This is a genomic window from Butyrivibrio sp. CB08, from assembly GCF_003625485.1.
Taxonomy (GTDB): domain Bacteria; phylum Bacillota; class Clostridia; order Lachnospirales; family Lachnospiraceae; genus Butyrivibrio.
On sequence record NZ_RAIR01000002.1, the window covers coordinates 565,818 to 581,107 of the forward strand.

Below are 15,290 nucleotides of genomic sequence, written 5' to 3' on the forward strand. Positions count from 1 at the left end.
GTGGATCACTCCACAGCCCTTTAACTTGCTCATTATTTTGCAGGTTTTAATTTCTTCTGCTCTTTTTCTCTTACGATAAGTGGCTGGCTGGTTCCCTCAACTGAGGCATCTGTGATGACGCACTCGCTGATGGTTTCGTCTGATGGGATCTGGTACATTACATCCATCATAGCCTTCTCCATTATGGAGCGAAGACCTCTGGCACCAGTCTCTCTCTCATATGCCATGGCTGCGATCTTATCAACAGCCTCATCCTCAAATGTAAGCTTAACATCATCGAAATCAAAGAGCTTCTGGTACTGCTTAACCAGAGCGTTCCTTGGTTCTGTAAGGATACGAACCAGAGCCTCTTTGGACAGACCTTCCAGTGTTACTGTGATAGGCACACGACCTACAAACTCTGGGATAAGTCCGAACTTAACGAGATCCTGAGGTGTAACCTCTTTAAGAACTTCTCCGATCTCTCTCTCGGACTTGTCTGCAATCTCTGCGTTAAATCCGATTGAGTTGCGGTCAAGTCTTGCCTCAACGATCTTATCAAGACCATCAAAAGCACCGCCGCAGATAAAGAGAATATTGCTGGTATCGATCTGGATAAGCTCCTGATGTGGATGCTTTCTTCCGCCCTGAGGTGGAACAGATGCTACAGTTCCCTCGACGATCTTAAGGAGCGCCTGCTGAACACCCTCACCTGATACGTCACGGGTGATTGAAACGTTCTCGCTCTTTTTAGTGATCTTGTCGATCTCATCGATGTAGACAATACCGTACTGAGCTCTCTCTATATCATAGTCAGCATTCTGAATGAGCTTTAAAAGAATGTTCTCAACGTCCTCACCTACATAGCCGGCCTCTGTAAGAGTTGTGGCATCTGCAATAGCGAAAGGAACATTGATGATCTTAGCAAGAGTCTGGGCAAGATATGTCTTACCAGAACCTGTAGGTCCGATCATGATGATGTTGGACTTCTGAAGCTCTACATCAGACTTGTCATCGCTCTTTGGAGCAAGCACTCTCTTGTAATGGTTGTAAACAGACACAGCCAGTACCTTCTTGGCTTCTTCCTGACCAATGACATACTCATCAAGGAAGTTTCTGATCTCAACGGGCTTAAGAAGATTGATCTCCTGGCCCTTAGCCTCGACTGGCTCGTCCTCAAACTCTTCCTCAATGATGTCAGCGCAGATATCAACGCACTCGTCGCAGATATATACGCCTGCCGGACCTGCTATAAGTTTTTTAACCTGATCCTGTGTCTTGTTACAAAAAGAGCACCTGATCTCTCCGGAATTCTTTGCCATCTTTTCTCCTTAAAACTAATTATTTATCTTCTTTCTCTCTTGGACGATTCTCAACGATTGAATCGATAAGGCCATAATCAAGAGCTTCCTGTGCGCTCATCCAGTTGTCACGCTCTGTATCCTGAACTACCTGCTCATAAGGCTTACCTGTGTTCTCAGCAAGCATTCTGTTCAGTTTCTCTTTGGTCTTCAGGATGTGCTTAGCAGCAATCTCAATCTCAGTTGCCTGACCCTGTGTTCCGCCAAGTGGCTGATGGATCATGATCTCTGCGTTAGGAAGAGCCATTCTCTTGCCCTTAGCACCTCCAGCAAGAAGGAATGCTCCCATGCTTGCTGCCATACCAATGCAGATTGTGCTTACATCACACTTGATGTAGTTCATTGTGTCATAAATAGCCATTCCGGAAGTGATCTCACCTCCTGGGCTGTTGATGTACATATGGATATCCTTGTTAGGATCTTCTGCCTCAAGGAAAAGGAGCTGTGCTACAACGATACTTGCTGATGTAGAATTAACTTCCTCTCCAAGGAATACGATTCTCTCTTTTAACAGTCTGGAATAGATATCATAAGATCTCTCTCCACGGCTGGTCTGTTCAATGACGTAAGGTATTAAACTCATATTTTTGTTACTCCTTCTAGAATTAGTATGTGTGTACCACTTTTCCACCACAAAATACACGCAACCACCTTATATTATAAAGCCAAATGCGCATTTTTCAAAGAGTTTTGCGCAAAAAAAGAGCCTATGAACATATCATAGGCTCTTATAAACACATTTATAAGGAAAAAGAGATTCCGGATACGGCAATTATGCCTCTTCCTCTGTCTTCTTCTTTCTTGTTGTCTTCTTAGGCTTCTCTTCGCCCTCTGTCTTGTCAGCTGCTGCCTTCTTGGTTGTTGTTGTCTTCTTAGCTGCTGTCTTCTTAGGCTTCTCTTCGCCTTCAGCCTTCTCAGCTGCTGCCTTCTTAGTAGTTGTCTTCTTGGCTGCTGCCTTCTTAGCGCCTTCCTTAACGTTCTCTACAAGGAAATCTGCTGCCTTCTGAACAGCGAGGTCGCTCTTGAGCTGCTTAAGCTCTGCACCAGACATGAGCTCTTTAAGCTTATCAAGCTCCATTCTGTACTGGCCAGCCATTCTCTCAAGCTCTGCTGCAACATCCTCTTCAGTAGCCTCGATCTTTTCCTTAGCTGCAACTGCCTCAAGAACAAGTCTTGACTTGATTCTCTCGATAGCCTGTGGCTTAACCTGTGCAAGCATCTGATCGATAGAGCTTCCTGTGTACTGCATGTACTGATCAAAGTTCATGCCCTGCATCTGAAGTCTCTGTGCAAAGTCATTAACCATCTGTCTCTGCTGAGTCTCAACCATAGCCTCAGGAAGATCCATCTCAGAGTCATCGATAACAGCCTTAACAACTGCATCCTCTCTCTTAGCCTTCTCATCAGCTTCCTTCTTCTCAGCAAGCTTCTTCTTAACGTCTTCCTTGTACTCAGCTACTGTATCAAAACCTGCATCGCCTGCGAAATCGTCGTTGAGCTCTGGAAGCTCTTTTGCTCTGATAGAGTTAACCTTGCACTTAAAGATTGCATCCTTACCTGCAAGCTCCTCAGCCTGATAATCCTCAGGGAACTTAACCTTAACTTCACCTTCCTGACCGATCTCGTAGCCTACAAGCTGCTCCTCGAATCCAGGAATGAATGCACCAGAACCGATTGTAAGAGGATAATCATTGCCCTTACCGCCCTGGAATGCAACGCCATCAACAAATCCCTCGAAATCAAGAGATACTGTGTCGCCGTCCTTAACTGCTCTGTCTGTAACATCGATTGATCTAGCGTTCATGCCTCTCTGCTTGTCAATCTCTGCGTCAACTTCTTCGTCTGTAACATCAAGGTCCATCTTAGGAACCTCGATTCCCTTATATTTACCAAGCTTAACTTCTGGCTTAAGTGCTACTTCTGCTGTGAATACGAAATCCTTACCAGCCTCGATCTCTTCAACTTCGATCTTAGGTGATGAAACAACGTCCTCGCCGCACTCTTCAACAGCCTTAGGATATTCCTCATCGATAAGCTCGTTGGCAGCATCCTCAAAGAATACTCCCTTGCCATACATCTGCTCTATCATCTTACGAGGAGCCTTGCCCTTACGGAATCCAGGAATCTGGATCTTGTTCTTGTTCTTCTGATATGCCTTCTCGATAGCTTTCTCGAACTGCTCAGCAGGAACACTGATCTTAAGCTTCGCCATGTTGTTCTCAAGCTTTTCTACTGTAACGCTCATTTTGTTTCTCCTTTATGCATTAAAAAAATATGCCCCCTGGGCACAGTCGCCATGACATTATAACACAGGGTTCTATTAATATCTATAACTTTATGAAAATTCTAATCTGTTCCTGCCACTTTCCTTGGCTCTGTATAATCTCGCGTCAGCAAGCTTAACAAGCTCCTCTTTTGTCATGCCTTCACTAATATATGAAGCGCCAAAGGAAGCTGTGACACTGATAGGAATTCCGGAAAATTCAAACTTATGCTCTTCTATATCCTTGCGAAGATTCTCAAGCTTATGGCAGAACTGATCGTAGCTGTAACCATCAGAGAAGATAAACAAAAACTCCTCGCCTCCCCATCTGCCAACAACTGTATTTTCGTCTGCCGCAGACAGAAGGAGTTTGGCTATTCCTTTTAACACGTAGTCTCCAGACATGTGGCCATAGGTATCATTGATGTTTTTGAAATGATCAACGTCCATGATAGACACAGCCATAAGGCTACCCTCTTCAGCCTTCTTGGCAAGAACCTGCTGCATGTGCTGCCTGTTGTAAAGCCCCGTCAGGTAATCGGTATCAGCAGCCTTGTTGAGCAACTGCTCTTTTCGTGCAGTACCAAACAAAGTAAGTGTTGTGTACAGAAAAATGGTGGCACATGTAACTATAGCATTCACGCTGCTTGTAGTCATCTGTACCCATTTGGGAGGGTTATACCTTACAGGCAAAACCTCAAAATAATTTAATATCGGAAAAACTGCAACAGTAATCGCAAAAACCACAAGGTATGTTCTGGCCACTATCTTCTGCACCTTATTACGCATGGGAGTCTGATAGGGCATGATGATAGAAAGCGAAAGGCCGAAGATCCAATAATAAAAGCCACTTCCAAATCCCATAAAAATGGTCGCCAAAACTGCGTGAATATATACTTCAAAATCAGATATCCAGACAATAAGTGCCGGTTCAGCATCATTTCTCTGGGCATATTTCAGCTGAGCGATATATACAAATATGCTCACGATATTCACGATCAACATTGGTGTGCATTTGCACAATATATAAAACACTTCAAGACTCAGATGAATACACAGGAACAGACGAAGCTGAACTCTGTATCCATCAAGATCCTCATGATCGTACTGATTCTTTTCTCTATCAAATAATCTTTCTAATAATCCGTTATTTGCCATGTAGCTACACCTTTTTAAACATCCTTGTTAATTGGGTCAACCCATATTGTAATATTTTCCGAAACTTCTGTCTACAAACACCACTTTTTTGTTGATGTTATTCAAAAAAAATTTACATTTTACCGCTTTAATTTTTTAAAGCGGTGGAGTACAATGGGTACTTGAAAAAAGTTATTGTTTAGGAGGGAATTTAGAGATGCTTAAGAAAGTTAGTGAATTACTTGGAAAGTACATGGCTATCATCGTTCTTGTAATTGCCGCTCTGGCCCTTTTCGTGCCAAAGACCTGCCTGTGGATTCAGACTTCATGGGTCAATTACCTCTTGATGGTAGTAATGTTCGGAATGGGACTTACATTAAAGCCCAGGGATTTCGCGGTGGTCTTCACAAGACCTAAGGATGTCCTCATCGGATGTGTAGCCCAGTTCACCATCATGCCACTTCTGGCATTTGCTCTTGGCAAGGTCTTCGGTCTTGAAGCAGGACTTCTTGCAGGAGTTATCCTGGTAGGTACCTGCCCTGGCGGAACCTCCAGTAACGTTATGACATACCTTAGTAAGGGTGATGTAGCTCTTTCAGTTGGAATGACCAGTGTAAACACTCTGCTAGCACCATTCCTCACACCAGCCATCACCTATCTTCTGCTTCGTACATCAGTTAACGTAGATGTTATGAGCATGTTCTTCTCTATCATCAAAGTGGTTATCGTACCTATCGCTCTTGGATTTATCATCAACCACTTCTTTGGCAAGATCACCCAGAAGGCTGGCGATGTCCTGCCAATGATATCAGTTATCGCCATCACAATGATCGTTGCTGCAGTTGTATCACACAACGCTGAGCGCATCCTTGAGACAGGCGCCATCGTATTCGTAGTAGTTATCCTTCACAACCTTCTTGGATACGCAGTTGGTTATCTTGTTGCACTTCTTTTCAAGATGCCCATTCCAAAGAAGAAGGCGATGTCCATCGAGATCGGTATGCAGAACTCAGGCCTTGCAACATCACTTGCAGGATCAGCTTTCCCTGACCTTGCAATGGCAACAGTTCCTGGCGCTATCTTCTCTGTATGGCACAACATCTCCGGAGCTATCCTTGCTGGTATCTACAGAAGAATAGGCGATGAGAACGAGACAACAGAAGATACTGCTGAAGCAAAAGAGGTAGTGTAATTAACAGATAAACCCATCTTTTTCATATTTTTTCCTTAAAAAAGGCCGTCCCCTGATATTCAGGGAACGGTCTTTTGATGTCTGAATTATTTACTTTGTCATAATGGTGATGGCCTTGTTCATCACCTTGATCTCAGTCTTTTTGTAGGCTCCGCCGTACTCTCCATCCAGAGTCCACTCAACCTTCTTATCTGCCACAAAGTTCGCGTACTTAACCTGCCTGAAGGTGATGTAAGGGTTGCCTGCCTCCTTGGTGGCAAGAGCCGAAAGGATCGCATTAAACTCTGCGAGATTCTTGGGTGCCCTTATAAGCAGAAGCTCCATCTGTCCATCGTCCTGGTGGATAACAGTCTCGCCAAAGAGGTTCATTCCTCCCACCGAGGCTGAGTTGCTGACTGCTCCAAAGAGGTAATCTCCCTCCTCAGTAATGCCGTCTGCCTCAACCTTCATGTGGCTGCTGTATCCAATGGACTGGGGAAGCTCAGCCATTGCACTTATGACATAGGCTGCGTAGCCAAGAACATTCTTAAGTTCCTGGTCGGTAGCATAGCTGACCTTGGAAAAAGCTCCAAAAGCCGCCACGTAGTTAAAGTATCTGTCATTCATCATGCCAACGTCGTAGGCATAAGGCTTACCACCAAGAGCAACATCAACTGCCTTTGCCCTGACTGATGGAATACCAAGGCCTCTTGCAAAATCGTTGGTACTTCCTGCTGGAATGTAAGCAAGGAGAGGTTTCTTTTCCATCTCCATCATGGCGCTGACCACATGGTTTAATGTTCCATCTCCGCCGCTACACAGGATCAGATCGATCTTGCCCTCGTACTGCGCAATAAGTACGTCCGAGGACAGGTCCGTTCCAGGAATGATGGGATACACCACAGGTTCATAGCCGCTCTCTGCAAGTCTTGTGATTATGGTAAAAGAGTCTGCTCCTGCCTTACCTGTACCGGCTGTTTTGTTTATCAAGACTAAAGCTCGTTTCTTCTTGTCCATAGATGACTGACTGGAAGGGCTAAGCCGCCCGGGATTCCAGCTTACCTTCTTTCGTAGATTCTGAATGTATAAGTTAAGTCAAAATAAACCTGCTCTTCGCTCTCTGAGACCATCTCCCACTCAGGATCCTTGTCAAGATTTGGGAAATAGGCATCAGCCTCATATTCCTTGTCGATGAAAGTGACGATGCATCTGTCACACACATCAAGAAACTCCTTGTATACTGTGGCTCCGCCAATGATGAATACGTCATCAGGATCCATGTCCTTAACAAGCTCAAGAGCTTCTTCCTTGCTGTGAGCGACCTCTGCGTTTCTCACCTCGTAGTCTGGCTTGGTTGAAAGAATGATGTTTCGTCTCTGAGGAAGAACTATCTTCTGAGGGAAAGTCTCAAGGGTCTTGCGGCCATAAATTATGGTTTTTCCAAGAGTTCTTTTTCTGAAGTTGTCCTTCTGATCTGCGGGAATACTCACCAGGAGCTGTCCCTTATTTCCAATAGCCCAGTTGCTGTCTACTGCTACAATTGCCTGCATGATTTTCCCTCCAAAAAACTAATATTTTTGTAATAATAACATTTTTATAACGCACCTAGCAACACGACTGTTTTTTCAATATAATTAATCCATAGGTTGAAATAAACGGAGAATCGTTATGAAAGATTACAGTTTTATATATATATACATATCTTCAGAAAACCATATGATGATAGAGGCTGATAAGAGAGCCTATGAGGTAATACCATCCGGCCTTGATGGTGCTTTTGAAGATTGTATAACCGACAAGTATAAAGAAAATTTTATAGAAAAGATAAACATTGCAGATGATCAATGGTTTCCTGCAAGAATCATCTGCGGCGAAAAAACACCTCTTTTCTATATAAGAGCATCTAAACATGAAGATGGAATAATAAAGCTTATTATAGTAAGCCTTGATGAACTTTTGGATGCCCATAACGAGCTTATAAGAAACGCCGCATCTTTCAGGGCCCAGCTGGATCTTTATGAAGATGTCTATTTTGAATACGATCCTGAGACCGGCATCGTAAACGTCTTTAATACTGATATAGCCAATTTTGACTCAGGTCTGTTTTCAATAGATGAGTTTGAAGTGCTGTTATGTGCCAACATCCCTGACAAATGCAAAAAAGGAGTAAGATCCTTTATAAACCAGATAAAATCTAAGACAGGCCGGTTTTCAGAAAGAATTGAAGCCAACGTTCTCAATGATGATATAGAGAATACAGCATCATTTATGAGAGGTGCTTACATCTTTTCCAAAGGGATAGAGAGCGTGGTCGGCCATATTCATATAGGTAATAGCAGTGGAAAGGTCACAGTTTCCAGTATCAAGCATGACTCTCTGACTGGGCTTGTGGATAAAGCAGATATCACAAGGATCGCCCAGGAAAGAATAGATGAAAGACGCCTTGAAGGAACAACTCTGGCAATTATCGACATAGATTACTTCAAGAACATCAACGATACTTATGGCCATCAGTTTGGCGATACTGTAATAAAGAGAGTAGCGGACATTATTTCAAGAGAGGTCGGAAACAGTGGAATCGTCGGCCGCTTTGGCGGAGATGAATTTGTTGTAGTTTTTTACAACATCGAAAGCGAGGAATCTCTAAGAATCCTCCTAAAAGCAATTCATTTAGGTGTAGGCGAGAGTTTTGCAGACCTGGGAATGGATAGCAATTCTCGCATCACCCTGTCCATTGGAACAGCAACCTTTTCTAAGGACGCTGATAATTATGATGATATTTTCATGCTGGCAGATCATAGTCTGTATATCGCCAAAGAGAAGGGGCGAAACAGGTTTATTATCTATACCCCCCAAAAGCATGGCTCCCTGGAAGAAATCAAAGAAAAGAACATGACTGCCCATAAGTTCAACGATCGAGGTGAAGCATCCTATGGAGATATGCTCATTAACATGTTTGATACCATTCTGCACGGACCTGGAGCAAGCGTTGAGAATCTTATGAATGACTTTGCGTTAAATTTTGGCATACAGCATCTTGCTCTTTTTGTTGGAAAACCCTATGACCTTCGGTATTCAACCGGAACAGACGATAAAGCGGCAGCATCATCTCCAGATATGCTAAAGGCCTTCTTTAACTCTGAAGCAAAAGACAAATTTATGGCAGGAAGAGATTTTATTGCAGTTAACAGGATTGATAATCTCCCCCCTCAGGCTGATGCATTTAAAGCTCATCTAAGAGAAGCAGGAGTGTGCTCCTTTATGTTCATCTGCTTTAAGGATGTGGATCAGAATGAATGCATACTTCTGGTATCGAGTATCGGTAAGAATGTCAAGTGGAATGAGACGCATCACAAATATTACAAAGCATTTGGTGATGTTCTGGCCTGCTGCAAATGCACCCCAGCGTAGGATTGTGCGTTTTCACGCTCGGAATCCGCGCTTTCGCGTACGGAATCCGAGCTTCTTCCTTTCGCGCACGGAAGTGATGAGCGATATACGGATTGCTACGCTTCGCTCTCGCAATCCTACGTCCATTCGGAATCCGCGCTTTCGCGCTTCTTCCTCATGTCCGTTCAATCTTCAAGGTCCCACAAACCACCATGCAAGCATGGGTTTGTGGGACCTTTCATCTTTATATCGCTCAGATTGCAATAGGTATATCCTTAAGCTGCTCACCAGCTACTTCGTAGCCTTCAAGGGATACGTCGTTTCTGGTGAACTGATAGAAATCCTTAACATCAGGATTTAAGTGGAACTTAGGAGCAGGAAGTGGCTTCCTCTCAATGAGTTCTTTGATAAGAGGCACGTGTCTGTCATAGATGTGAGCATCCGCAATAACGTGCACCAGCTCTCCAACGTTCATGTCACAAACCTGAGCCACCATGTGAAGGAGAACTGCGTACTGAACAACGTTCCAGTTGTTGGCTGCAAGAACGTCCTGGGATCTCTGATTGAGGATCGCATTAAGTGTGAGTCTGTCCTCCCCAGGCTTTTGGGTAACATTGTAAGTTACGCTGTAGGCGCATGGGTAGAGATGCATCTCGTGAAGATCTGAGAACACATAGGTGTTGGTCATGATACGTCTTGAAAAAGGATTGTTCTTGAGGTCGTAGATAACACGATCCATCTGGTCGAACTCTCCCTCTTTGTAGATACTCTTTTGCCCTATCTGATATCCGTAAGCCTTACCAATTGAGCCTGTCTCATCAGCCCACTCATCCCAGATGTGGCTGTTGAGGTCATTGATATTGTTGCTCTTTTGCTGATATATCCAGAGTACCTCGTCTGTAGCGCTCTTAAGAGCTGTCTTTCTAAGGGTCATGATAGGAAACTCCTTGGAAAGATCATATCTGTTTACCACGCCAAACTTCTTGATGGTGTATGCACTTGTTCCATCTGGCCAGTGTGGTCTTACCTTTTCTCCCTCTGTGGATGTTCCGTTGTCCAGGATATCCCTGCACATATCGATGAAAATCTCATCCGCTCTGCTCATACTCTTTTCCTCCCAAATTTATTTGCTCCACTTATCGCAAAGTGAATTGATCTGATCTGCAAACTTGGCCTTGTCCTTGTTGGACAGACCTTCCGATCTTGCTATGATGCCCATGAGGCGGGCACCAGCTGCCTTAAGCCGCGCGTAAACGTCGGAGACAAGGCTGCTCTCCTTCTTCTTGATCGGGATCGGAACTCCCTCTTTGATGAAGTTCCCTGATATTATATCGTATTCTGTGCCGCTGTAGGGCGCATATGTGTTAAATCCATATTCATCGTGAAGACACTGGGCAAAAGAACTGCAGACACTATCTTCTCCATGGACCACAAATACCCTCTTTGGTGCCACTTTAAAGCCCTGTATCCACTCGATAATTCCGTTCTTATCCGCGTGTCCTGAAAGACCCTCAAGCTTTTTGATGCTGGCCTTGATGTCGATGGTCTCTCCAAAGAGCTTCACCTGTTCAGCGCCGTCAATTATGGCTCTTCCGGTGGTTCCAATTGACTGATAACCAACAAACAAAATGGTGCACTCGGGGCGCCACAGGTTGTGCTTCAGGTGGTGCCTGATCCTGCCCGCTTCGCACATACCGGAAGCTGAGATGATGACCTTGGGCTCAGGATCTTCGTTGATGGCCCTTGACTCCTCTGTGGTGATGGACAGATTAAGTCCCGGGAAAGTTATAGGATTGATGCGCTTTCTGATAAGTTCCAGCGCCTCTTCGTCGTAGCAGTCGTACTGGTTCTTCTGGAATATTTCCGTCGCATCAACAGCCAGCGGCGAATCCACGAATACAGGGAAGTTGGGAAAAGAGCTGACAAGCCCCTCTTTCTTGATCTTCCTGATAAAGAACAGTATCTCCTGTGTTCTGCCAACTGCAAATGAAGGAATGACAACGTTTCCTCCCTTTGAAAAGGTCTCATTTAAGATCTGAGCCAGCTCCTTTACGTAATCAGGCTTCTCCTCAGAGTGGAGCCTGTCACCGTAGGTGGACTCCATGATAACAATGTCCGCTTCCTCGGTCTTTTGAGGGTCGCGGATAAGTGGCTGGTCCTTATTGCCAATATCACCGGAAAATACCAGCTTCTTGGTGACGTTCTTTTCCGTAAGCCACACTTCTATACTTGAAGATCCCAGAAGGTGTCCTATATCCGTAAACCTGATGGATATACCCTCGGCAACCTCAATCTCTTTTCCGTAAGGACAGGGCACAAAGCTCTTGATGGTGTTCTCCGCATCCTGCATGGAATAAGCGGGCTCCACCTGAGCGATCTCCTTATTTCTTTTGCCCTTTCTGCTCCTCCACTCTGCCTCCTGCAGCTGAATGTGGGCGCAGTCTCTGAGCATGATATTACAAAGATCTGCTGTTGCTTCTGTGGAAAAGATCTTGCCACGGAATCCCTTGGAGTAAAGAAGCGGGAGATTTCCCGAGTGATCCACATGGGCGTGGGTTAAGAAAACATAGTCGATCTCTGGCGCCGAAACCGGAAGGGGCACATTCTCATAATAATCCTTGCCCTGCTCCATTCCATAGTCAACCAGGATATTCTTGCCTGCAGCCTCAATAAAATGGCAGCTTCCTGTCACTTCATGGTCTGCACCAATAAACATCAGTCTCATAGGAGATACCCCCTTTAGCTTTCCTCTATTATATCATGGTTACCCCTCGCAGTCTTCACCCACTGCCACAGCCCCACGCTGCGCTGCCCCGCGCCCTGGTCCGCCAGCCCCCGCCCCAAGGAAATCTCTTTTTCGTCGCTCCGTCGCTGAAGTTCATGGCTGCGACCCTTTGCCCTGATGTTCTGCGGTCAAAAAACTCGCCTCCTTCCGGGGCAACACCGTATCTTCCTGTTTTCGAATCATTAGCTGCAAACGTCATTTTCCTGATGCTCATAGGTCGATTTTTTAAGCGCGTGCGAATAACATGAGCATGCGCAATCAAGGAAAATCGACCTGAGCATCATGGAAAAGTTTCGTTTGCAGGTAGTGAGAAAGCGGGAAGATACGGTGTTGCCCCACAAGGAGACTCAGACATTTGACCTGGAGAAGAACATCAGGGCAAGATGTCGCAGCTCATGAACTGGACAGCTCTCTCGCAAGACTCAAAAGTAAATTTCCTTGGGGCGGGGGCTGGCGGACCAGGGCGCGGGGCAGTGCAGCGTGGGGCTGTGGCAGTGGGTGAAGACTGCGAGGGGCTGATATAAATGTAAATGAGGCATAGAAAAATCTGAAAAGGGGTGATAGAATATAAGGGATTATTCTTATTAAAAGGGAGATTATGAAAATGTACAGAATAGATGGTAAAAAGGCAGTGTCAGTATTTCTTGCAACTGCCATGCTTACTATGACAGTAACAGCCTGCGGCGCAACACCAGAAGAGCCAGCAGCTACAGAGACATCAGAGTCTATTTTTGAGGAAGCTACACAGGAGGTTTCTGTAGAGGAGCCTGTAGCTGAGGAGCCAGCAGCCGAAGAGCCTTATGTTCTTCCAGAGGGAATGTATTTCTCAGAGACAACTGGTGAGCCTATCAGCGAAGATATCAAGGATCAGAGACCTATCGCAGCTATGGTAGACAACGAGTCTATCGCCCTTCCACACTTTGGAACATCAGAGGCAGACGTTGTTTACGAGCTTATGAACAGCACCAAGAACGACCGCATCACAAGACTTATGTGCGTTGTTAAGGACTGGGGTGCAATCGAGCAGCTTGGTAGTATCAGAAGTACAAGACCTACCAACATCCTTCTTGCATCAGAGTGGAACGCAATTCTTTGTCACGATGGTGGCCCATATCACAACGATGCTTACTTTGCCAAGGACTGGGCAAAGGATCACTTATCTGGCGTATTCTCACGTGTAGATAACGGCAAGAAGAGAGAGTTCACTGAGTACATCTTAAACGGCGACCTTGAGTCAAACCTTGATAAGTATGGTATTTCTGCTACTTACAATGAGTTTGCCAACGAGGGCAGCCACTTCAACTTCACTGAGTACGGTGGAAAAGAGATCCAGCTTGACGAGAAGTATTCTAGATCCTATCAGGCATTCAAGATCTCACTTCCATTTACCCACAATGGTTCACAGCTCATCTACAACGATGAGGACAATGTTTACGAGTACTACGAGTACGGTGACAGACATGAGGATGCTGAGGACGATGCTCCACTGGCATTCAAGAATGTATTCCTTCAGAGCTGCTCATTTAACCAGCTTGATGATGAGGGATATCTCATCTACAACTGCATCGGCTCAGGCAATGCATGGTACATCACCAACGGCGTAGCCAAGGACATCACATGGTTTAAGTCCAGCGAGACTGATGTCACAAGATTCTACGACGAGAACGGCGAAGAGATGGAGATCAACACAGGTAAGACCTACATCGGTCTCATTCCTGAAGACACTTGGGACAAAGTCATTTTTGAGTAAACTATGAAAAAGATAAATGGAAACACCCTTAAGCTAATTGCATGCATCACAATGTTTATTGACCACGCTACAGCAGGCATTATGCTTCCGGTTGTAAATGCTGGCTTATACCCAGATTCCATTCCTTTTGATACATTAAACATCATATACAAGATCCTCAGGGGAATTGGCAGAAACTCTTTTCCTATTTTCTGCTTCCTTCTGGTTGAGGGATTTGTCCATACAAAAAGCAGGCTAAGATACGCTCTTAGCCTGTTAATTTTTGGCTTTATTTCAGAACCCTTCTTCGACGTATGCTTCTATGCCAAGGAGGATGTGTTCAACATAAATATCTTTTCCGTAATAGAACAGAACAGGGATCTTCTGTCAAAAAAGTGTAACGTCTACTTCACACTTCTCATCGGACTTCTGGTTATCTGGGGCGTCGAGAAGGTCATGGACCTTGTTAAAAAGCACAGTGGAAACATCCTTATATCCTATGCTCTTGCAATAGTTGTTGCAGGTGCAGGAATCTATGTGGCTGAGATAATGAAAACTGATTACCACGGATACGGCGTTTTCCTTATCTTCGTATTCTACATCTTAAGGAACTTTAGCCCCGCCAATCTCATTGGGGCATATCTATCCATCATATCTCTGGGCACTGAATATCTTGCCCTTCCATCCTTTGGAATTTTGTATTTCTACAATCAAAAACGAGGCAGAAGCCTTGGCAGGTTGAAATACCTGTTCTACGCTTTCTACCCCGTTCATATCGCATTTATCATTCTGCTCAGATGCCTGATCTATGGCTGATCATTCATCGCAGCCACAATCTACATCCTCTGATGAAAGCACGCAGGCCATAGCCTCCTGTGCTCCCTTAACATCTGTAAGCGACAATGTGTAGTCCTGTATGATATTGGTCTCAAATGATACGACGTTGTCTTCCTCGGCTGTTACAGTGGTAAACTCACTGTAGCCTGTATCCTTATCTCCTACAAGTACATATACCTTGTCTCCGGCCTTAACATTCATCTTGACCTCTACTAAAGCCCTTGATGACAAAATAGCCTTCTTGGAGAAACTAAGCTCATATGTTCCAGGATAAAAAGGATCCTGGCTCTTGGTAACTGTTCCGCCTAATGCAAGTGTTCCATTTTCATTGGTAACTGTAATGTTCTGGGATAAGCGCTTTGATCCCTTCACTGCAGAATCTTCAACATCCTCCCCGCTGTGGACAAGGCCCTCAAACTCATCAGTAGTTCCTGTATACAGCTGCCCATGTCTGATATTGCCAGAGAGTCCGCTTGAAGTAACTCCCACTAAAACAGCACATGCAATCACGAAACAAGCAAGGAAAACAAGTACTTTCTTCCCTGTCTTACTCATGATAAAAAAACCGCCTTCTTTACTCTTATTTCTTTGCTTTTCTTTCTATTTTCTCTCTTATAAGCGTGGTCAGACGAAAATCA

At 44.7% G+C, this 15,290-nt stretch carries 13 protein-coding genes; 4 read left to right on the plus strand and 9 right to left on the minus strand.

The window, feature by feature from the left end; genetic code table 11:
* Window positions 1-32 precede the first annotated feature (32 nt).
* From clpX to D6855_RS06080, 4 genes are all read right to left on the minus strand, one after another.
* Entirely contained in the window at window positions 33-1,301 is a 1,269-nt protein-coding gene (clpX, locus tag D6855_RS06065) for an ATP-dependent Clp protease ATP-binding subunit ClpX (protein WP_120739068.1), read from the minus strand.
* A 19-nt stretch (window positions 1,302-1,320) separates the two neighbouring features.
* Window positions 1,321-1,971 carry an ATP-dependent Clp endopeptidase proteolytic subunit ClpP gene (clpP, locus tag D6855_RS06070; RefSeq protein WP_256372300.1) on the minus strand — a complete coding sequence of 217 codons (651 nt, stop codon included), beginning with the start codon at window positions 1,969-1,971 and terminating at the stop codon, window positions 1,321-1,323.
* Between the two features lie 141 nt (window positions 1,972-2,112).
* Window positions 2,113-3,585 (minus strand): trigger factor, encoded by a 1,473-nt coding sequence (tig, locus tag D6855_RS06075; protein ID WP_120739072.1) that lies wholly within the window; start codon window positions 3,583-3,585, stop codon window positions 2,113-2,115.
* Window positions 3,586-3,675: 90 nt separating this feature from the next.
* Complete coding sequence (locus tag D6855_RS06080; RefSeq protein WP_120739074.1) at window positions 3,676-4,761, minus strand: GGDEF domain-containing protein; 1,086 nt, start codon at window positions 4,759-4,761, stop codon at window positions 3,676-3,678.
* Window positions 4,762-4,957: 196 nt separating this feature from the next.
* Here D6855_RS06080 and D6855_RS06085 point away from each other — a divergent pair, with 196 nt between their 5' ends.
* On the plus strand, window positions 4,958-5,932 hold the full coding sequence (locus D6855_RS06085; protein ID WP_120739076.1) for a bile acid:sodium symporter family protein: 975 nt from the start codon (window positions 4,958-4,960) through the stop codon (window positions 5,930-5,932).
* A gap of 90 nt (window positions 5,933-6,022) precedes the next feature.
* Here the strand turns inward: D6855_RS06085 and D6855_RS06090 are convergent, their stop codons facing one another.
* Window positions 6,023-6,928, minus strand: a complete 906-nt coding sequence (locus tag D6855_RS06090) for a diacylglycerol/lipid kinase family protein (RefSeq protein ID WP_120739078.1) — start codon at window positions 6,926-6,928, stop codon at window positions 6,023-6,025.
* 41 nt (window positions 6,929-6,969) lie between these two features.
* Window positions 6,970-7,461: a dihydrofolate reductase gene (locus tag D6855_RS06095; protein WP_120739080.1), complete on the minus strand. Its 492-nt coding sequence runs from the start codon at window positions 7,459-7,461 to the stop codon at window positions 6,970-6,972.
* 118 nt (window positions 7,462-7,579) lie between these two features.
* Between D6855_RS06095 and D6855_RS06100 the strand changes: the two genes are divergently transcribed.
* Entirely contained in the window at window positions 7,580-9,322 is a 1,743-nt protein-coding gene (locus D6855_RS06100; protein ID WP_120739082.1) for a GGDEF domain-containing protein, read from the plus strand.
* 232 nt (window positions 9,323-9,554) lie between these two features.
* On the opposite strand, the gene thyA is transcribed toward D6855_RS06100, so the two are convergent.
* Complete coding sequence (thyA, locus tag D6855_RS06105; RefSeq protein ID WP_120739084.1) at window positions 9,555-10,406, minus strand: thymidylate synthase; 852 nt, start codon at window positions 10,404-10,406, stop codon at window positions 9,555-9,557.
* 18 nt (window positions 10,407-10,424) lie between these two features.
* Window positions 10,425-12,026: an MBL fold metallo-hydrolase RNA specificity domain-containing protein gene (locus D6855_RS06110; RefSeq protein ID WP_120739086.1), complete on the minus strand. Its 1,602-nt coding sequence runs from the start codon at window positions 12,024-12,026 to the stop codon at window positions 10,425-10,427.
* 664 nt (window positions 12,027-12,690) lie between these two features.
* Between D6855_RS06110 and D6855_RS06120 the strand changes: the two genes are divergently transcribed.
* Both D6855_RS06120 and D6855_RS06125 read left to right on the plus strand, forming a co-directional pair.
* Complete coding sequence (locus tag D6855_RS06120; protein ID WP_120739089.1) at window positions 12,691-13,836, plus strand: DUF3048 domain-containing protein; 1,146 nt, start codon at window positions 12,691-12,693, stop codon at window positions 13,834-13,836.
* Window positions 13,837-13,839: 3 nt separating this feature from the next.
* Window positions 13,840-14,631: a TraX family protein gene (locus D6855_RS06125; protein ID WP_120739090.1), complete on the plus strand. Its 792-nt coding sequence runs from the start codon at window positions 13,840-13,842 to the stop codon at window positions 14,629-14,631.
* On the opposite strand, the gene D6855_RS06130 is transcribed toward D6855_RS06125, so the two are convergent.
* Window positions 14,632-15,207, minus strand: a complete 576-nt coding sequence (locus D6855_RS06130) for a hypothetical protein (protein WP_120739092.1) — start codon at window positions 15,205-15,207, stop codon at window positions 14,632-14,634.
* Between the last annotated feature and the right edge of the window lie 83 nt (window positions 15,208-15,290).